The sequence below is a fragment of the Pandoraea sp. SD6-2 genome (genome assembly GCF_000389825.1).
Classification (GTDB): Bacteria; Pseudomonadota; Gammaproteobacteria; order Burkholderiales; family Burkholderiaceae; genus Pandoraea; species Pandoraea communis.
Genome location: NZ_KB944458.1, coordinates 61,259 through 81,738, shown reverse-complemented (window position 1 = coordinate 81,738; position 20,480 = coordinate 61,259). Strand labels below are relative to the sequence as shown.

At 64.1% G+C, this 20,480-nt stretch carries 8 protein-coding genes; 5 read left to right on the top strand and 3 right to left on the bottom strand.

Annotated elements, in window-relative coordinates; all coding sequences use genetic code 11:
• Positions 1-15 precede the first annotated feature (15 nt).
• Together C266_RS25515 and C266_RS25510 are read left to right on the top strand one after the other, a co-directional pair.
• Positions 16-10,728: a filamentous haemagglutinin family protein gene (locus tag C266_RS25515; protein ID WP_036664567.1), complete on the top strand. Its 10,713-nt coding sequence runs from the start codon at positions 16-18 to the stop codon at positions 10,726-10,728.
• Positions 10,729-10,896: 168 nt separating this feature from the next.
• On the top strand, positions 10,897-11,589 hold the full coding sequence (locus tag C266_RS25510; protein ID WP_168162960.1) for an RNA polymerase sigma factor: 693 nt from the start codon (positions 10,897-10,899) through the stop codon (positions 11,587-11,589).
• A gap of 22 nt (positions 11,590-11,611) precedes the next feature.
• Here C266_RS25510 and C266_RS25505 read toward each other — a convergent pair whose 3' ends face one another.
• Complete coding sequence (locus C266_RS25505; RefSeq protein WP_010805337.1) at positions 11,612-12,247, bottom strand: trimeric intracellular cation channel family protein; 636 nt, start codon at positions 12,245-12,247, stop codon at positions 11,612-11,614.
• Positions 12,248-12,787: 540 nt separating this feature from the next.
• Between C266_RS25505 and macA the strand changes: the two genes are divergently transcribed.
• The 3 genes from macA to C266_RS25490 are packed head-to-tail and all read left to right on the top strand — an operon-like array spanning position 12,788 to position 17,544.
• Entirely contained in the window at positions 12,788-13,978 is a 1,191-nt protein-coding gene (gene macA, locus C266_RS25500; RefSeq protein ID WP_010805336.1) for a macrolide transporter subunit MacA, read from the top strand.
• A 24-nt stretch (positions 13,979-14,002) separates the two neighbouring features.
• Positions 14,003-16,084 (top strand): MacB family efflux pump subunit, encoded by a 2,082-nt coding sequence (locus tag C266_RS25495; RefSeq protein WP_036664592.1) that lies wholly within the window; start codon positions 14,003-14,005, stop codon positions 16,082-16,084.
• A gap of 23 nt (positions 16,085-16,107) precedes the next feature.
• Positions 16,108-17,544: an efflux transporter outer membrane subunit gene (locus tag C266_RS25490; protein WP_371257195.1), complete on the top strand. Its 1,437-nt coding sequence runs from the start codon at positions 16,108-16,110 to the stop codon at positions 17,542-17,544.
• A 90-nt stretch (positions 17,545-17,634) separates the two neighbouring features.
• On the opposite strand, the gene C266_RS25485 is transcribed toward C266_RS25490, so the two are convergent.
• Together C266_RS25485 and C266_RS25480 are read right to left on the bottom strand one after the other, a co-directional pair.
• Positions 17,635-19,218 (bottom strand): ATP-binding protein, encoded by a 1,584-nt coding sequence (locus C266_RS25485; RefSeq protein ID WP_081636418.1) that lies wholly within the window; start codon positions 19,216-19,218, stop codon positions 17,635-17,637.
• Between the two features lie 36 nt (positions 19,219-19,254).
• Positions 19,255-19,857, bottom strand: a complete 603-nt coding sequence (locus C266_RS25480; RefSeq protein WP_010805332.1) for a response regulator transcription factor — start codon at positions 19,855-19,857, stop codon at positions 19,255-19,257.
• Positions 19,858-20,480 lie beyond the last annotated feature (623 nt).

The window sequence follows — 20,480 nt, the reverse complement described above, 5'->3', positions numbered from 1 at the left end:
ACGGGTCGCAGTTTCGTGGCAAACGGGGCACAACTGGATGTTTCAGGCGCGGTCGGCGTGTCGCTGTCGATGGACAGCAACAACGTCAAGATCAACGTGCAAGGCAACGAGCAGCGCGACGCACCGGGCAACCGCGACAACACGGCACTGAACAATGCGAACGTCTACATCGACCGCCGGCGTCTGATCTACGTTCCGGCGTCCGTGGGGGGCTACGCGAACGAGCGTTGGTACACCGCCGGAGGTTTGCTGGAAGTTGGTGGCTATCTGGCCAATCAGACGCACGGCATTGGCGAGTGGGCCGCGCAGGGCGGCACCGTGACCATTGGCGGCAACGAGGTGGTGACGCAGAAGGGGGCGCTCATCAACCTGTCGGGCGGCTCGCTCAATGTGCAGACGGGCTATCTGAATCAGACGTGGCTCAAGGGCGTAGACGGTCAGCTCTACAACGTCAATACCGCGCCATCGAACGTGCTCTATACGGGTGTCTATAACGGCTTCGAGGTGGAGCACCGGCGTTGGGGCAAGAACCTGACCGAGTCGTACGCCAGCCCGCTCATCGCGCCCACGCGCGTGCTGCAAAACGGCTACACGGTCGGGCGCGACGCGGGCCGGCTGTCGATCTCGGCACCGACGGCCGTGCTCGAGGGCGACGTGGTCGCCAACGTCTACACCGGCCCGGTGCAGACGCAGGCACGTCCGTCCGGGCTCACCGACGGCTACACCCTCAGCCAGTTCGCCGTACCGCGTGCCGGTTCGCTTACGCTTGGCCAGTACACGGGCGTGGGCCGCACAGGGGCCTTCGCGACGGATGTCGTGATCGGCGCGATCGATGACATCACGTCGCAGATGAAAGCGGGCGATGCGCTCGACGCGACACGCACGAATACGCTCTGGCTCGATGCGGCGCGTCTGAATGCCACCGGCTACGGCGAGCTGGACCTCGTGACGTCTGGCGACATTAACGTGCGCAGCGACCTGCGTCTGGATAACGGCGGCCGTCTGAATCTGGTGTCGCCGGGTGTCGAGGTGAGCGGCAACATCATCGTGCCGAGTGGCACGGTCAATATCTCCAACACCTATCTGCGCGCGGGCGAGCAATACCCCGTGGCGCTGTTCCAGCCCAATGGCACGGTGGGACTGACGCTGTCGCCGGGCGCGAGAATCGACGTGCGCGGGCTCTGGGTCAACGGCGCTACCGATCCCGACTCGCTCTCCAAGGTTGCCTTCCTGAACGGCGGCAACGTCACGTTCGATTCCACCAGCGATCTGACCATCGGCGACGGCAGCGTGATCGACGTGTCGTCTGGCGGCGCAATGCTCGCCAACGGCAAGACCCGGGGCGGCACCGGTGGCAACGTCACGCTGATCGCCGGCGACTCGGCGAGCAATGTGAACGTCAGCGTTGGCACGATGACGATGAACGGCACGATCCTCGCGTATGGCGTGAACGGCGGCGGCAAACTCACGATCTCGACGCCGGACGCCGTCATGATCGGTGCGAACGCGGCGCTGGCCGGTGGCGAACTGGCGGCAGGAACGTCGGCGAACGTCGCGGTGAAACTCGCCGAGCCCTACACCGTTCCCGCAGGCACGCCGCTGCCGTTCTCCTCGGTCGATGCGCACACCAAGCTGATCATGGACGTGCCGTTCCCGGTGCCGATTCAGCTCGACGTGGCGCCGAGCACCCCCACCGCAGCCGATTGGGTCGTACCCGCTGGCGTGGGAATACTCGCTTACAACACGGACGTCAATTCCGGATACAGCAGATACTATCCCGGCGACACGCTGCCGAAGGGCAAGTTGATCTTCAATATGTTTGGCGCGGACGGCAGCGGCAACATGCCCGCAGGCACCGTCATTCCGTCGAAGGTGTTCCCCACCGGCTTCTCGATCCTGCCATACCGTATCGTGTACACGGCGGGCACGATCAGCAACGTGGACGTGACCTACCCCATAGGGGTGGTCATCCCGGCCGGCACGACGCTCGCGCGCAACGTCGCCGTCACGCCGGTGCCGACGTTCAACGCGGGCGCGTCGGGCAGCAATACGCCGTTCTTCAGCGCGGGGTTCTCGAGCTACGACATCAATGGCGGGCAGGGCGTGCGCGTAGACAACAGCGTGAAGCTCGCGCCGGTCATGCCTGTGTACCACTTCACGGCAAACAGCGCGAGCGCCCCCACCGGCAGCGATCCGTCGAAGGTCATGGAGGTGGTGCTGCCGCAACTCTTTGCGGAAAACGCGCAGCCTGCCATGCTCACACAGCGCGCCGGGGCCAGCCTCGCATTGCGTTCGATCACGAAGGACTATCAGGGCAACAAGGCGGGCGGTGAGGTGAGCATCGGGCAGGGCGCATCGGTCGTTGTCGATCCAGGCCAGAACATCACGCTCGATTCGTTCGGGCAGATCACTGTCGATGGCGCGCTGACCGCCCGCGGCGGCAAGATCACACTGAATGCACAAGCCGATGGCGCATTGCCCAGTGCCCGCAATTTCGACGCTGCCGGCAACAACCTTGGCATGGCGATCTGGTTGGGGCCGACGGCCTTGCTCGATGTCTCCGGCTTTGGCTACACGACTGTCGACGCCTCCGGGCGCACCTACGGCACCGTGTCGGACGCCGGCAGCATCGCGCTGAACGGCAGCGTATCGTTCGTGATCGTTCGTCCGGGCGCGGAGTTGAACGCCGATGGCGCGGCGGTGAAGGTGAGTACGGCGACGGTGCCGGGGCAGCCGTCGAACGCTCCGGGCAGCATGGCGCTGGTCTCCAACGGCGGGGCGATCGCGCTGAATTCGATGAGCGGTCTGATGTTCGACGGCAACGCGCATGCCAAGTCAGGCGGCGCAGGTACCTCGGGCGGCGATTTGTCGCTGTCGTTGACAACGGCGCAATATCAGGATCCGGCCAATCTGATTCCGATGTCAGTGCTAGTCCCTGGGAAGTTCGTGGTCACACAGCACAGCGGCGTTCCGGCCGCGCTCACCGGACCTTCCGCTTCGGCCTCGTTGGCGTTCGGGCAGGCGACGGTGAGCGTCGATCAGATCAAGGACGGTGGTTTCAGTTCGGCGTCGCTGCTGTCGACCGACTTTCTGATTTTCAATGGCGATGTGTCGCTCTCGCTCGACAAGAGCCTCAAGCTCGTGGCGAACGCCATCACGTCGAACCTGCCCCAGGCGGGCATACCGGTGCCCACGAGCAACACCGTGCGGCTGGCCGCGCCCTACGTGAGCTTCAGCGCTACACCAGCCGTCTATCGCGACGGCTATCGGACCGGGGCCATCGGCAACGTGCAGCCGGCTAAGACACCGACCACAGCGACATTCGAGGTCGACGCGAACCTCATCGACATTCAGGGGCCAGTCAGTTTCTCTTCCAACACCTCTTACTGGGACACGAATCTCAGCCAGTGGGTCCAGACCCCCGCCGCGGGCTTCAAGACGACACGCTTCGTGAGTCAGGGCGATATTCGTTTTCTTCCGACAACGGCGTTGGCGGCCGGAACGTCGTTGGGCTCGCCCTGGGACCTGGATTTCGAAGGGGCGCAGATTTATCCGACGACGGGGGCCAGAGCGAACATCGTCGCGGGAGCAAACAACCCGGACTACAACGCCACCCTGACACTGGGCCGCACGACGGCGGACGTGCCGGATATGCCGATGTCCGCGTTCGGCTCGCTGCTGATGTCGGCGCCGAACATCAAACAGGGCGGCGTGGTGCGTGCGCCCTTGGGGACGTTGATCTTGGGACAGGTCGATAACGTACCGGGTTCGGGGGGCATCACCCGGAACATTGCGTTGTTGCCCGGCAGCGTGACATCGGTGTCCACCGACGGCCTCACCATGCCTTATGGCGGCACCTTCGACGGCGTGACGTACACCTACAACGGCGCGAGCATCTCGCCGTTGGATGCGGGCGGCTTCACGGCGGGTGGCTGGGGCATCAGTTCCGGTATCCGGCTCAAGGGACAGTCGATCGCGGTGGACGGTGGCGCGGTGGTCGATCTTTCGGGCGGCGGCTCGCTCACCGGCGCGGGATTCGTGTCGGGGCGAGGCGGTTCGGTCAACGTGCTCAACACGCCGCTGGTCAATGCAAACCCGACCATGAAACTCAGCAAGGCGAGCGACAAGGTCTACGCCATCTTGCCGGGCTACGCGTCGAACTATGCGCCAGTGGCGTCGGAGAACGGTGCGGGCGATCCGGTCGTCGGGCAGCGCGTCACCATCGGCAACGGTGTGCCGGGCCTGCCTGCCGGCACCTACACGTTGCTGCCGTCGAACTACGCACTGCTGCCTGGGGCCTATCGCGTCGAGATCGGCGGTACGGGCCAGAATCTGCCGGCCATCGCGACGGCGGCGGGCAACGACACCTATTTGACTGCGGGGTATCTGCGTATCGCCAACACGCCGGTAGTCAACCAACTGCCGTCGACCCTGTTGGTCACGCCGGGCACGGCCGTGCGCAAATATTCTCAGTTCAACGAACAGAGCTACAGCGACTTCCTCTCGAGTCAGGCGGCGCAGTTCGGGAACCTTACGCCGATGCTGCCGCGCGACGGTCGTGCGCTCGACATTGTGTTCGTCATGCCCGACCAGGCGCCGACGACGCCGGCTTTCACGTTCGACGGCAAGGCGCTGTTCCGCGCTGCGCAGGGCGGTGTCGCGGGACAGGTCGCGGTGGAGAACGTCGGCGAAATTACTACGGGAACCCCAACGCCGGGATTCACGGGGTTGTCGGTTGCGGCAAACGACCTGAGCGCGATCAACGCGCCGCGCCTGAGCATTAACGGCTACGCGGCTCCGACGCTGGGACAGCGATACAGCATCTACAACAGCGGCGTCAACGATCTCTACTTGCGCGACGGCGTCACCTTGTCTGCCGGCGAGATCTATCTGATCGGCACCAACATCACGTTGGGCAATAACGTGACGCTGACGACTGTTGGCAAGGGCGCGGCACCGTTCGACACTGCGACGACGGGGTTGCCCTACGTCGCCGGGAATAACACGGTGCTTGGCCTGTCGAACGGCGAGATAGCATTTGCCGGCACGCAATCGAGCAACGGTGCGATCACGATAGGGGCGGGCTCAGGCCTGTTCTCCGAAGGCACGCTGGTCTTCTCGACCAATGGCTCGTCGACGCTCGATTCGACGGCACGCTTCGGCGCGCGCAATATCACGCTCGCGGTGGGCTCGCTCAATGTGGGCGACGCGTCGCAGGTGGCTGCCGCAGGGAACCCGGCAGGCATGCTGTTCAATCAGGCCATGCTCTCGACGCTGATGCATGGCGACGCGTCGAGCGGCGCACCTGCCCTCGAGAAGATCACGCTGGGCGCCGCCGGGGCGATCAACGTGTTCGGCAGCAGCGGTCTCGATACGCGTGGCTCGGGCGTGGATGTCGTTCTGAAGTCCCCGGCGATCTACGGCTATGGCGCGACAGGCGATCGCGCAACGATTGTTGCCGACCGGCTGACGTGGAGCGGCGTGGCGGGGGCATCGGCACCGGCGATATTGACGGGTGGCCCGGGCAGCGGCGCGTTGAGCCTGGTGGCGAAGGAAATCGATCTCGGCCAGTTCGTGCCGGTGGATACGACCAGCGTCACGCGCACCATCTACGGCTTCAACGACGTCGATCTGACGGCCAGCGACCGAATCATGTCGGCCGGCAACAGCAAGCTCTTCGTGTTTCAGGCGCCGAGCACACAAAGCGGCGCGGTCTTCGGTCAGAGCGGCACGGGCGGTAACCTCACGTTGGCGACGCCGCTGCTCACCGGTACGCAGAAATCGATCATCGGCTATACGGCGGGCGGCGCGCTCAATGTCGTGGCCCCGGCGGGAACGACGCCAAGCACGGCAACGTCGACGGTTGCCGGTGCAGAGATCGATCTGACGGGCGATAACGTGCGCATTGGCAGCACCGTCCTGCTGCCCAGCGGCAAGCTCGCCGTGGACGCCACGCACGACGTCGTGCTCGCCGACGGCAGCCGCATCGATCTGAGCGGTCAGACCTCGCAGATTCAGGCGCACACCGTCTACGGCTTCGGCGGCACGGCGACGTTCTCGAGCGCGCAGGGCGGCGTGACGCAGTCGCCTGGCTCGATCGTCGATGTTTCTGCGCAAAACAGCAATGCGGGGGCGATTACGATCGACGCTCGTGCCGGCACGGTAACTCTGAACGGCCTGTTGCGCGGCAGCGCGAACCCGGGGTTTGTCAGCGCTGACTTTGGGGCCGCGGCGGGCACCTTCACCGACTTTGCCGGACTGAACGCGCTGCTCACGCGGGGGGGCTTCTTCGATTCGCGCAACTTCGTGCAGAAGCAGGGCGATCTGGTCGTCGGCGACGGCGTGAAGGCGCATAACGTCGGCATCTCGGTCGACAGTGGCAATCTGACGGTCAACGGCACGATCGACGCTTCCGGCACGTCGCCGGGCACGATTCGTTTGTCGGCCGGCAACGGGCTTACGCTCGGTGGCGGTGCGGTACTCGACGCGCACGGCACGAAGCTTCAGGTTGACAGCTACGGCGTGCCCATCGAATCGAAGAATCGCGGTCATATCGAACTGACGACGTCGGGTGGCACGATGACGCTCTCGCCGGGCGCCGTGTTCGATCTCAGCACACCGGGCGGCGGGCGCTACGGCGAGGTCATCCTCAACGCGATGCGAACGGGGGAGACGTCGGGCGACATCGCTATCAACGCACCGGGGCCGCTGACGATACGCGGTGCCAACAGCGTCGCGCTCAATGGCTTCTGGACGTATAACCTGGCGGCAGGCAGCGCGATTTCGCAGGCGACGCTTGACGGTTACGACACGGCCAGCACTGCGTTCATGAACGCCGCTGCCGGTAACGGTGCGCTGGCGGCGCGCACGGCCGGTCTCTCGGCCTACGGCAGCGCCTACCACCTGCGCCCCGGCGTGCAGATCGCCTCCGTTGGCGATCTGTCGACGATCGGCGACATCGATCTGTCGAAGTACCGCTACGGCGCAGGGGCGGATCGTGATCCGAATTCGGCAACGTATGGCGCGGGCGAACCGATGGCGCTGGTCTTGCGCGCGGGCGGCAATCTGACGATCGGGGGCAGCATTTCGGATGGGTTCAAGTCGTCCTCTGGCACGCCAGCGGTCTACACTCCGATCGACATCTCGACGGATCCTAATGCGCAGTTGTGGTCGCCTGGCGACACCGGTCTGAATAATTCCAGCTACGTTTATTCCAGTGCAGTGACACTGATGAATGACTGGACCGTGCCGAACGATCAGTTCTATCAGGACATGGTCTCGGGGTATGGCGTTCCCTTTGTCGATATTGCTGGCCATGCCTATGGGCCGGGTAGCATGATCCCGGCGGGTACCACACTCAATCCCGGGCCTTCTTTAGGGGGGAACGGCTATCTCGTCTTCGATGTCGCAACTTTGCCGCCCCTGGGAGCTGTGGTCACGCCCGGCGTTGCTGGGGCGGCACCCACGTCGCCGATGGCGCCAATGCTCGCGCCCGGTTCGTCCTCCGCTTCGATTCGCCTTGTCGGTGGCGCAGACGTTACCTCTGCCGACCCGCGTGGGTTGCAGGCGGCACGTGCGCTCGCGGGACAAGGGGATGTCACGCTGAGCGACGCGGCGTACAACAACTCGCTGAGCGCTAAGTCCTTCAGCGTGTTGCGCACCGGGACGGGCAATCTCGAGATTCTTGCCGGCGGCAACTTCAGCGAAGCCACGCCGTATGGCGTCTATACGGCCGGTACGAATTCCGCGCCGACACTCGCGGTGGACGGTACCAATCCGTATAACCTGCCGGCAGCCGGTTCGGGCGGCGGTGTTCAGGTCTGGTATCCGGAGCATGGTGGCGACGTGCTGATATCGGCACAGCAGGATGTGACCGGCAATATCCAGATGGCCGATAACTCGCAGCGCTTCGTCGACAGTAACCTCACGTCGAATTGGCTGTGGCGCCAGGGCGGGGCGGGACTCACGACGGACCCGACCGCGTGGGGGATCAACTTCGGCTCGATGGCCGTGCTCGATCCAAACAATATCGCTCCGGGAATCATCGGTTTCCAGGGCATCGGCACGCTTGGTGGTGGCAATTTGACGCTGGTGGCCGGACGCAACGCTGGCGTGATGACGTCCGGGAACAACTTCCAGTCGACGGGCCTCGACCTCGCCGTTGCCTCGACCGGTCGTGTGCTGTCTGACGGCAGTCTGGTGCAGACGGGCGGTGGCGATCTGAGCGTGAAGGTCGGCGGGATGCTCAACGGACGTCCGTCCGTGGGGCAGTCGGACCGTCCTGGCGATTACTTCGGTTCGGTGACGAGTTTGCGCGGCGACGCCACCATCGACGCGGGCTCGGTCGGTGCGACGGCGGCGTATGCCAACGGCAGCTATTGGAAGTCCTACGATCCGCGCGCACAGGCGCTCACGACGATCAAAGGTGTGACGCAGACGCGCGGACCGGTGCTGATCCCCGGCGACGGCACGGTCAGCGTCAGTGCGCGTGGCGATCTCGTGCTGGGCGGGGTCGGCGACGCGGGCATGACGGCGTCGCAGAACGTCGACGGCGCCTTCTACACGACTGCCACGGGTTCCCTGACCAAGGGCGGCAACACGCAGTTCACGCTCTTCCGTCCGGCCACCGCCATTCGCCTGTTCTCGGCCGGCGGCGATGTCATGCCCATCGACGGTGGATATGCGGGCAATGGCACCGCGAACGGCGGCAGCTTCTTCCCGGGCAGCCTGAGCGTGACGGCCGCCAATGGCGACATCCGGTTCAATACGGCGATGACGCCGGACGATCCGCGAACCAATCTCGAGTTGATCGCCTCGCCAGTGGGGCAACTCGAAATGTTTGCGGCGGGCACGATCTATGGGCAGGGCGCGACGGTCTCAATGTCCGGCGCCGACATGGCGAGCCTGGCCACGCCGCAGCATCCCTTCTTCCAGACGATCAAGGGGCCAAACCTCAACAGCGCGTCGCCGGACGCGGCGATTCGTCAGGCTGCGGCCAATCCGCTTGCGTATGGCGAAGACACCATAACGTCGCCGCTGCACGGGCAGGATAGTGTGCCTGCCCGTATCTATGCCGGCGTGGATATCGACGATCTGAGTATCGGCAAGACGCTTGTCAGCCTGAACGACCCTGTGGCGCAGTTTGTCCCGACGCACGGCGTCTGGTACGTCGCCGCGAAGCCTTTCGAGGTCATGGCCGGGCGCGACATCGTCGGTGTCGGCACGTTGCCGGACACGTTCGCGAACCTGACCGGCAGCGATGTCACGCTCATGCAGGCTGGGCGCGACATCATCTATCAGTCGGCGAACATTGTCGGACCGGGCCTGTTGGAAATGCAGGCGGGACGCAATCTGTATCAGGGTTATGTCGGCATGCTCACGAGTGTGGGCGACGTGATGCACCCGTCGAACACCACCGGCGGCGCAGACATTTCGGTGCTCGCCGGCGTGGGCGCCAACGGCCCCGATTACACGCGCTTCGCCAGGCTGTACTTCGATCCGGCCAACCAGTTGGCCAGCGGCAGCGCGCTGGCCGGCAGTGGCAAGGTGGTTCACGCCTACGGCGACGAACTGACGGCATGGCTCAAGGATCGCTTCGGCTACACCGGAACGTCGGCCGATGCACTCGGGTACTTCCTCGCGTTGCCGCAGGTGCAGCAGGGCGTGTTCGTGCGTGAGGTGTACTTCAAGGAGTTGCTGCTCGGCGGACGCGAGTACAACGACACGAGCAGCCCGCGCTATGGCAGCTATCTGCGCGGTCGAAGCGCCATCGCCACGCTGTTCCCGGCAAACGACGTGCAGGGCAATCCGCAAAGCTACGACGGCGCGATCACGATGTTCAGCAGCGTGACGGGTACGAATACAGTGAACGGTGTGACGACGCCTGTCACGACCGATGCCGGTGTACGCACCAACTTCGGCGGCAACATCCAGATGCTGAACCCGGGCGGCAGAACGCTGGTGGGTGTCGAAGGGGTAACGCCCGGCGCGACCGCAGGTGTGGTTACGCAAGGCGAAGGCGACGTTCAGCTCTACAGCCGGGACAGCATCCTGCTCGGTCTGTCGCGGGTAATGACGACCTTTGGCGGCGGCATTCAGGCGTGGTCGGCCGAAGGGGACATCAACGCCGGTCGTGGCTCGAAGACGACGGTGCTTTACACCCCGCCCAAGCGCGTGTACGACAACGTGGGCGACGTGGCGCTCTCGCCGTCGGTGCCGTCCAGCGGTGCGGGTATCGCCACGCTGGCGCCGCTGCCCGAGGTGCCGGGCGGCGACATCGACCTGGTCGCGCCGCTGGGCACCATCGACGCGGGCGAAGCCGGGATTCGTGTGTCGGGCAACGTCAACTTCGCAGCGCTGGCGATCGTCAACGCCGCCAACGTTCAGGTGCAGGGCAAGTCGACGGGGTTGCCGGTGATTGCGGCGGTCAATGTCGGCGCGCTGACCAATGCGAGTGCCACGGCCGCGCAGGCAGCCACCGCCGCGCAGGACGCTATGGCACGCGACCGGGCGGCGCAGCGTCAGAACGCGCCGTCGATCTTCTCGATCCGCATGCTGGGCGGGGGCTCGGATACACCCGCCCCCAACGCCGACCAGAAGGGCGCATCGCTCGCGCCGCAGGCAAGGGCGAGTTACGACCCGTCGAGCGCATTCCAACTGGTTGGGAATGGAGAGTTGACCGAAGCACAGAAGATGCAGCTCACGCGGGAGGAAAAGGCACATCTGTGACGGCAGGCGGTGCGTTACAAAAAATAATCTGCGGATTTGCCCTTCGATATCCGTCATGTCATTGAGGCTTGCACGAAATGGCAGACAGAAGCGTTCATGGGGATCGGGGGGCAAACAATGTTCGCGCGTGGACAGTACGGGGAAGCACGGAGCACGGGAGGCGCTGAAGTGGATCTGGGCACGGCAAACAGCGTTGCCGACGCCGTCTCGGCCGCCGAGGCGCGCGAACTCGGCGGGGCCGGGCAGACCGGCGCGGCCATTCGGGTGCTGCGCGAGTGCCTGGAATCGAACTACGAGCGCTTGCTGCGCCGGCTGTCGCGCCGGATCGGTTGTTCCGATACCGCCAGCGACAGCCTGCACGAGGCGTGGGTGCGCCTTGGCAGCGCCACGTTGCCCGACGCGGTGCACAGCGCCGAGACCTATGTGTTCCGGATGGCTTACAACCTGGCGGTCGACCAGATGCGCGGTCGTCGCATGTGGGAATCGCTTGGCGAGGAGCACGAAGTGTTCGACGTCCTGCCAGACCGGGGGCCCGGCCCGGAGGCGGTGGCCGGTGCGCGCTCCGAGCTTGCGGCGCTCTCCCGCGCATTGGACGAGATGTCGGGACATCACCGGCGCGTGCTCATGGAGTTGCGGGTCGATGACCTGACACGCGAAGAAGTCGCCGCGCGTCATGGCTTGTCGCTGCGCAAGGTAGACACGCTGCTGCGCCAGACACTCGACTACTGCGCCACGCAGACCGGCCGGATGGCATCCGGCGGTATTGGCGAATCACGTCGTCCGGCAAAGCGCGCTGCATCGACTTCCGCCCCGGCGGCGCCCGTCTCGTCATCGTCTCCCTGCGAACACGCCGGCGTCTGATCGCACCGGGAACACCGGCCCGTCAGTGCATCGGCTCGGCCGGTGCTTCGTTCTCAAAGGTGCGAAAGCGCCAGCCGAACCACACGGCCAGCATCCGGATGACAAAGCCGGCGGCGAAGCAGATACCCGTCGCGATACCGTTCTCGACACCCAGACGCAGCATCACGACGTACATCGCCCCTGCGATGCACGCCACGCTCGCGTACATCTCCCGGCGCAGCACCAGCGGCACCTGACCGCAGAGCAGGTCGCGCAGCATGCCGCCGCCAATCCCCGTGAGTACGCCGGCCAGCACGACAATGACCGGACTCGTGCTGACGGTCATGCCGATGTCGCAACCGAGGATGGTGAACGCCGCGAGTCCGATGGCGTCGACGGTGATGAAGGTCATGCGCAGCCGGTGCACGTGGCGCGCAACGATGGAGGTGAGCGTGGCCGCGCCCAGCGTGAGCAGCAGATATTCCGGGTGGGCAATCCAGACCAGCGGGTGCCGGCCGAACAGCACGTCGCGAATGGTGCCGCCGCCCAGCGCCGTCACCATGCCGATGAAGGCGAGTCCGAAGCGGTCCATGCCGCGTTGCATCCCCATGATCGCGCCCGACATTGCTTCGGTCACGATGGCGATCAGGTAGAGGGCGTAGAAGATCTCTGTTTTCATAAAGTCCCTTCAGGTGCCGGGGGAAATATATCACTTCATGAGATTTCCCCGATAGTGACGCCGCCCCGTGGCCTGCCCTGTGATTTGTACAAGTTTTCACCGGGGCCGCGCGATGCGACACTCTTTCCAACGAAACGACGTATGCAGGCAGGTGCCCCGTACGCCGGGCGTCAGAAGCCAGTGGCCTTTGCCAATTATCGAGGAGTCCGTCATGCCCTACATTCCCGGTCTGCTTTCCAACCTCCTCGAGGGTCTGGTGGCCGTGTTCCCTTTCGTCGGCACCCGTTGATGCGAGTCCTCTTTCAGGTTCACAGTCTGTTCGTTGTCGTCGTTGGCGGATTATCTTTGCTGCGGTCGTTGGGACGGATGGTCTCCAACGTTGCCAAACGCCTTAAACTCTCAACTTTTCGTGCCCCGAACGGTGCCTCGGGGCGGTGATCTGCCGGTGCGTGGTATCGGCAGAGCGACCTGCCAGTTGGTGGCAACGGATTTTGCGCAGCGTATTTTTCGACGTGCTTCTTTGACCCCCCACTTCGTTCCATGATCCAGTTCATTCGCCGCCGACGTTATCTTGTCGCCAGCCTCGTCGTGCTCGTTGTTCTCGTGGCGCTCGGTCTGCGCAGTCTCGCGACTCCCAAGCCGCCGCAGTACATCAGCGCCAAGGTCGAGCGCAGCGATATCGAAAACACCGTCCTCGCCACCGGCACGCTCCAGGCGTTCCAGCAGGTCGACGTCGGCGCGCAGGTCTCCGGGCAGTTGAAGTCGCTCAAAGTCAAGCTTGGCGATAAGGTCAGGAAGGGACAATGGCTCGCGCAGATCGACCCGGTGCTGGCACAGAACAGTCTGCGGCAGGCCGAGGCCGACGAGCAGAACCTCCAGGCGCAAAAGCGCTCCACCATCGCGCAGCTCAAGCAGGCGGAACTGGCGTTCGCCCGTCAGCGGCAGATGCTGCCCGACGATTCGACCTCGCGTCAGGATTTCGAGTCGGCGCAGGCCGCACTCGACTCTCAGCGCGCCACGCTCGCGGGCCTCGACGCCCAACTGCGCAAGGCCGGTGTGGCCATCGAGTCGGCCAGGGCCAACGTCGGCTACACGCGTATCGACGCACCTATCGACGGTGAGGTCGTTGCGATCGTTACGCAGGAAGGCCAGACCGTGATCGCGCAGCAGCAGGCACCGGTGATTCTGAAGCTCGCCGATCTGGACACGATCACCGTGAAGGCGCAGGTCTCGGAGGCCGACGTCATCCGCGTGGCGCCCGGGCAGACGGCGTATTTCACGATCCTCGGCGATCCCGACAAGCGCTACTACGGCAAGCTGCGCGCGATCGAACCTGCACCGCAGAACTTTCTCGATACGCAGAGTACGCTTGGTGGTGGTGCCACGCGCAACAATACGGCCGTCTTTTACAACGCACTGTTCGAAGTGCCGAACGCGGATCACCGCCTGCGCATTTCGATGACGGCTCAGGTGAACGTGCTGCTCGGCACCGCCAAGCAGGCGTTGAGCATTCCCGTGGCGGCGCTCGGCAAGAAAGCCGGCGCCCAGCGCTACGAGGTCCGCGTGTTGGGCGGCGACGGCAAAGCCGTGACGCGTCAGGTCGTCATTGGCCTGAACAACAACGTGCAGGTCGAAGTGCGCGAGGGGCTCGCGGCGGGCGAGCGCGTGGTGATCGGCGAGGCGAGCGACTCCGTGTCGGCCGCCGACACTTCGGCCAACGCAGGTCGGTAAGGGAAGTGAAAGATGTCGAGCGCCATGGCCCAATCTCCCCTGAACGCAAGTTCGCCCCCCATGCTTGAGCTGACGGGTGTCACCCGGCGCTTTCCGTCGGGGGATCGCGATGTCGTCGTGCTGCGCGACGTGAATCTCACCATCGCGGCGGGCGAGATCGTCGCCATCATGGGCGCGTCGGGCTCGGGCAAGTCGACGCTGATGAACATTCTCGGATGTCTCGATCACCCGAGCGAGGGCAACTACCGCGTGGCGGGACGCGAGACGCGCGATCTCGACGCCGACGCGCTGGCCCAATTGCGTCGCGAGCACTTCGGTTTCATCTTCCAGCGCTACCACCTGTTGCCGCATCTGGACGCCGCCGCCAACGTCGAGATGCCGTCGGTCTACACCGGCACGCCCCACGCGGTGCGTCGTGCGCGTTCGGTGCAGTTGCTCGAACGGCTGGGGCTCGCCGACCGTACCGGCCATCGGCCGAGCCAGTTGTCGGGCGGTCAGCAGCAGCGCGTGAGTATTGCGCGGGCGCTGATGAACGGCGGCGAAGTCATTCTGGCCGACGAACCGACCGGCGCCCTCGATACGCGCAGCGGCAAGGAAGTCATCCGCATTCTCAAGGAACTCAACGCGCTCGGACACACGGTCATCATCGTGACCCACGACGAGAACGTTGCCGCGCACGCCCGCCGCATCATCGAGATTCGTGACGGCGAGGTGGTGGACGACCGGACGAATACACCGGTGGCCGATGTGCCAGAAGCGATGCCGGTGGCTGCCGCCGATGGCGATGGTGGCGACAGTGGTGTCGTTGCCATCCGCACGCCTGCCGCGCCCGTCGCACGTTCGACCGATCCTGCCGCCGCGGACGCCAGCCATGGCGGGGCGTTGCCGCCGCGCCGCTGGGCAGGAGGCATCGACCGCTTTGCCGAAGCGTTCCGCATGGCGTGGATCGCGCTGGTGTCGCACCGTCTGCGCACGTTTCTGACGATGCTCGGGATCATCATCGGGATTACGTCTGTCGTCTCGATCGTCGCGATTGGCGAGGGGGCGAAGCGCTACATGCTCGCCGAGATCGGCAGCATCGGCACGAACACGATCAACATCTATCCCGGCAAGGACTGGGGCGACAATCGCGCCGCCACGATTCAGACGCTCGTGCCGGAAGACGTGAGCGCGCTGTCCGAGCAGGTTTATGTCGACAGCGCGACACCGGAGACCGCGCGCAGCTTGCTGCTGCGGTATCGCAACATTGACGCGAGCGCGATGGTGACCGGTGTAGGGGAGCACTTCTTTCAGGTGCGCGGCATGAAGATTGCCCAGGGCATCGCCTTCGGGCCGGACGAGGTGCGCCGTCAGGCGCAGGTCGCGGTGATCGACCAGAACACGCGCCGCAAGTTGTTTGGCGCGAACCCGAACCCGCTGGGCGAGGTGATCTTCGTCGGCAACCTGCCGTGCGTGGTGATCGGCGTGACGGCCGAGAAGAAGAGCGCTTTCGGCGACATGAAGAGTCTGAACATCTGGGTGCCGTACACCACGGCGGCTGGCCGGTTGTTCGGGCAGCGCAACGTCGACAGCATTACGGTGCGGGTGCGAGAGGGGCAGCCGAGCAAAGCGGCGGAGAAGAGTCTGGAATCGCTCATGACGCAGCGTCACGGGCGCAAGGACTTCTTCACCTACAACATGGACAGCGTGGTGAAGACCGTCGAGAAGACGAGTCAGTCGCTCACGCTGTTGCTTTCGTTGATTGCGGTGATTTCGCTCGTCGTGGGCGGGATTGGCGTGATGAACATCATGATCGTGTCGGTCACCGAGCGCACGCGGGAAATCGGTATCCGCATGGCGGTGGGCGCGCGGCAGAGCGACATCATGCAGCAGTTTCTGGTTGAGGCGGTGATGGTGTGTCTGATGGGGGGCGCCATCGGCATTGCGCTGTCGTTTGGCACAAGTTTCATCTTCTCGCTGTTCGTTGCCCAATGGAAAATGGTGTTTTCGATGGGCTCCGTTGTAACGGCTTTCCTGTGTTCGACGCTCATCGGCGTTGTGTTCGGCTTCATGCCTGCGCGCAATGCGGCGCGGCTGGACCCGGTCGAAGCACTGGCACGCGATTGAGGTACTGCCCGATGACCCAAGTCATTCCTACGATTCGTATTCCGACGCTGACCCGTACGGTGCTCGCACTGGCGAGCGCGGCCACGTTGCTGGCCGGGTGCGCGGGTGTGCGCCATGAGCCGCTGCCGGCGGTGCCGGTTCCGGCGCAGTGGACCGGTGCGCCGGTTGCGTCCGCTACCGCAGCGGCGGCTCCCGCCGCCCCCGTCGGCACGATAGCCCCCGATTTCTGGCGCGCGTTCGGCGACCCGGTGCTCGACCGCCTGATCGCCGACGCGCTGGCCGTCAACAACGATCTCGCTGCGGCGGGTATCCGGGCCTATCGCGCGCAGTTGCAAGCCGGTCTGGCGGATACCAATCTCACTCCCGGCGTGACGGTACAGGGCCAGGGGAGTGTGTCGCGCAGACTGGACAACCACTTCGTGACACGGACCAGCGGTCTGACGGCGACGGCGAACTACGAGCTGGATCTGTGGGGCAAACTGGCGGCACAGCGAGATTCCGCCCGCTGGGAGTTCGAAGCCACCGAGGCTGACCGGGAGGCGGCGCGTCTGGCGGTGATCAGTCAGACGGCGCAGTACTACTGGCAGATTGGCTATTTCAATCAGGTGATCGCTTACGCCGAGAGCAACATCGCGTACAGCGAACGTGTTTTGGCGTTGGTTCGTTCGCGTTATGCCGCAGGGGCGGTCTCTTCGCTGGATGTGGCGCAAGCCGAGCAGGCGCTGTCGGATCAGCGAGCGACGCTCACGACGCTGTTGCAACAGCGTACCGAGAACCGTAACGCACTGGCGATTCTGTTTGACCGTCCGCCGCAGCAAGCCGCTGCGGAGCCGTCGGCGCTGCCCACGCAGGCGTTGCCTGCCGTGCCGGAGGGGCTGCCTGCGGAGCTGCTGAGTCGACGGCCCGATTTGCGCGCCGCGGAACTGCGGCTGCGAGAGATGCTCGCTAACGTCGACGTGGCGCGGACGAGCTTCTATCCGACGTTCACGCTGACGGGAACGCTCGGGACGTCAAGTTCGTCGCTCGAGCGCGTGCTGGCCAATCCGTTTGGGACGTTGGGGCTGGGACTGGCGCTGCCGTTTATCCAGTGGAACACCATGCAATTGCAGATCAAAGTGTCGCAGACACAGTTTGACGAAGCCGCTGTGACCTTCCGCAAGAGCCTCTTCACGGCCTTGAGCGAAGTCGAGAATGCGCTCTCGGCGCGAGAGCAACTGGCGAGGGAAGGGGAGCAGCGTGCGCTGTCGCTGGCGCAGGCGCAGCGCGCGGAAGCCCTTTTGCGTTCGCGCTATCTGGCCGGCGCCATCGACATTCAGCCCTGGCTCGATCAGCAAAAGAGCCTGCGCGACGCACAGGCCGCAGATGCGCAGGTGCGGCTGAACCGGCTGAACAATCGCATGGCGCTCTACAAGGCGCTGGGCGGTTCCGACAACACCTCGGAGGTTGTTCCGCCCGCCTGATCGGGACGGCGCCCCACGAGGCGGCAGGAAAGCAAACAGGCCGGCAATGCCGGCCTGTTTGCTTTCTGGCGTCGTCGATGTCTGAAGCTATCAGGCGGCGGGTTCGCTGGTGCCCAGCGATTTCGGCAGCGTGATCGTGAACGTGGTGCCAACACCGACCTGACTCGTCACATCGATGGTTCCCTTATGGAATTCGATGGCGGCGTGGACCACCGCGAGGCCTACGCCCGAGCCGTCCTCCAGCACCGCGTTGCTGCGTGAGCGGAACGACATCTGGAAGATTTCCCTGAGTTCGTCCTCCGGAATGCCCGTGCCGTTGTCGCGCAAGACGACGCACAAGGCCCTGCCCGTATCGGACACGCCGATATCGATCGCGGGCGCCACCATCGTGTACTTGGTGGCATTGCTGATCAGGTTGATGAACGCGTGGAACAGCACGTTGCTGTCGCCGATCATGCGACTGTCGAGACCTGGGGGGGCTTGCACCGTAATCGTCGCGTTCGGGAACATATCCGAGCCGACACCGCGCACGTCTTCGAGCAGAGCAACGAGCGACAACTCGGCGCGTTTGCCGAACTTTGGGTCGTCGAGCGATGCGCTTTGCGCGGCATCCAGCCAGTTCTGAATCAGATGGTTGAGCTTGGCGACGGCTTCGCGAATCTTCGTATAGCGCGGACTCGAATCCGTTTCCTCGTTACGCGGGCTCAGCAGGCGTTGCGCGTGGCCGTCGATCACATTGAGCAGCGTGCGGAACTCGTGCGTGGCCATCGACCGGAAGGTCTTCTGGAAGTTGTTGAGGCGTTCCTCGTTGGCCAGTGCGCGTTGCAGGATCGTGTTCTTGGCTGTCGCGAGCTTCTGATTGCGCACCAGCGACGACGTACTTTCCTGGAACTTGGCGAGCGAGCGCGACAGCGTGCCGATTTCGTCACCGCGCGCAAGCCAGGGCAGTCGCAGCTTTTCCTTACCCGACACCGCGTTGCCCGACATCCGGATCAGGCGCGTGAGCGGTTTGAGGATGGCCGTGTCCACGTAGACCAGGCAGAGCAGCGTCAAAATAATCATCGCGGCGATGAGGCCGTCGATTTGCAGGAGACGGTTGCGAGCCGCCTTGTTCTTGGCTTCGACTTCCTTGATGAGGGCTTCGGTGCTGCGAAACACCAGCGAACCGAAGGTGCTATTCGCCTGCGTGTACTTGTTGTTCGACTCACCGCGATAGAGCTTGGCGGCGTCGTTCAGCTTGCCGCTCTGGGCGAGCTGGAACACCTGATTCGAAGCGCGCCGATACTGAGCCCACTGCGTCTGGAATTTCGAGAATGCCAGACGGAATTCGTCGTGCACCAGCACCTTCTGATAGCGCTCCGAGGCCGTTTTGATCTTGTCGTCGAACTCGGCGGCGGCGGCGCGGGTATCGGCGAGCGCTTTGGGCGACATCGGGGCGAGGGCTTCGGATTCTACGGTGCGAAAGTCCGAGATGTAATCGTTGAGTTCCTCAAGCACGCTGAGGTGTTCTATCTGCGTGCGTTCGGCCTCGATGGCGCGGCGCTGGGATGCATCGACTTCGCGGTGCACCACAACGCCCACCGCGACCATGGCGATGAGGCTGAGGGCGAGCAGTAAATACATCCTGCGCCGGATCGGGAGTTGCTTGTTGGGTGATGAAGACGCTTTAGCCATGCGGGCGATCCGTCGCGGAAAGAGAGTCTGATGCGATCAAAGCTGGATGATGTTGAGCAGCGCGGCGCGTACCACGGCTTCCGTGCGCGTGGCGACATTGAGCTTCTCGCGGGCGTTATCGATATGGAAGTCCACCGTGCGTTTGCCCAGATCGAGGATGATCGAGATTTCGGCGGACGTCTTGCCGCGTGCCGACCATTGCAGCACTTCCACTTCCCGTTTCGTCAGGCCGAACGGCAGCGGCGCGTCATCCGGCGTTTCGTCGTGCTCGGTGTACTTGCGGATGACAGTGTCGAGCACGTCGAAGTCGACCGGCTTGAGCATGTATTCGTCGGCGCCGGTGCTATGCCCGCGCATGATCGACGCCTTGTCGGCGTTGCCCGTGAGGAAGATGAAGGGAATCTTGCGTTCGCCCTGGATGATGCTGCGGGCGCTTTCCAGAAACTCGAATCCGGTCATGCCCGGCACATTGATGTCGCACAGGATGACGTCCGGCATGAACGACGCCAGCGTCGCCAGTGCCGTCGTAAAGTCGTGCGCCACCTTGACGACGTAGCCCCGATCCGTCAGGTCTTCGCGAATCAGGTCGGCTGAATCATGATCGTCCTCGATGCAGAATACTTTGGTGGGAGATGACATCCCTCTGGCCCCGATTTTTGTATGTGAATGCCGAAATCGTACTAAAAAATTGCCGGACGACGAAGTTCTTCTTAATTTCCGCGTTGGTGGCATATCGGTTATGCGCGATGGGTTCACCGTGTTGCATAACGAAGAAAGGACCGCTTGGGGCGGTCCTTTCTTCGTGGCAATCAGGGTGATTCAGAGATTGAAAGGAAGAAGGTGGCCGAATTTCTCGAACAGTTCCGTGGCGGCGCAATAGAGGGCAGCGGGCATATTGTTTCTCCTTGATCTGGGGGGCGGCGATCGTGCCGCGTATCAGTAGGCAAAAAAGTGGCCGATGGTCACGGCGCACTGCATACCGGTTTCGACGCACGTTTCGTTGGTCAGCAGGCTGTCGATGAAGTCGAAGAGGTGGCTCATGATGTCGTTCTCCGGGTTCTGGTCGGGGTGAGGGGCGGCTCAGCCGAAGATCGGGGCGATGACGCCCACGAGGCCGAGGAGTGAGGGAAAGCCGTAGGCGATGATGGCGGGCATGTCGTTTCTCCTTGAAGGGTCCGGGTTCCGGGTTTCGGCTGCCGCTGTGTTGCGTCAGTCGGTGAGTGAAGTATCGTCACAGCCCCACCCTGGCGAAACTGTGATTA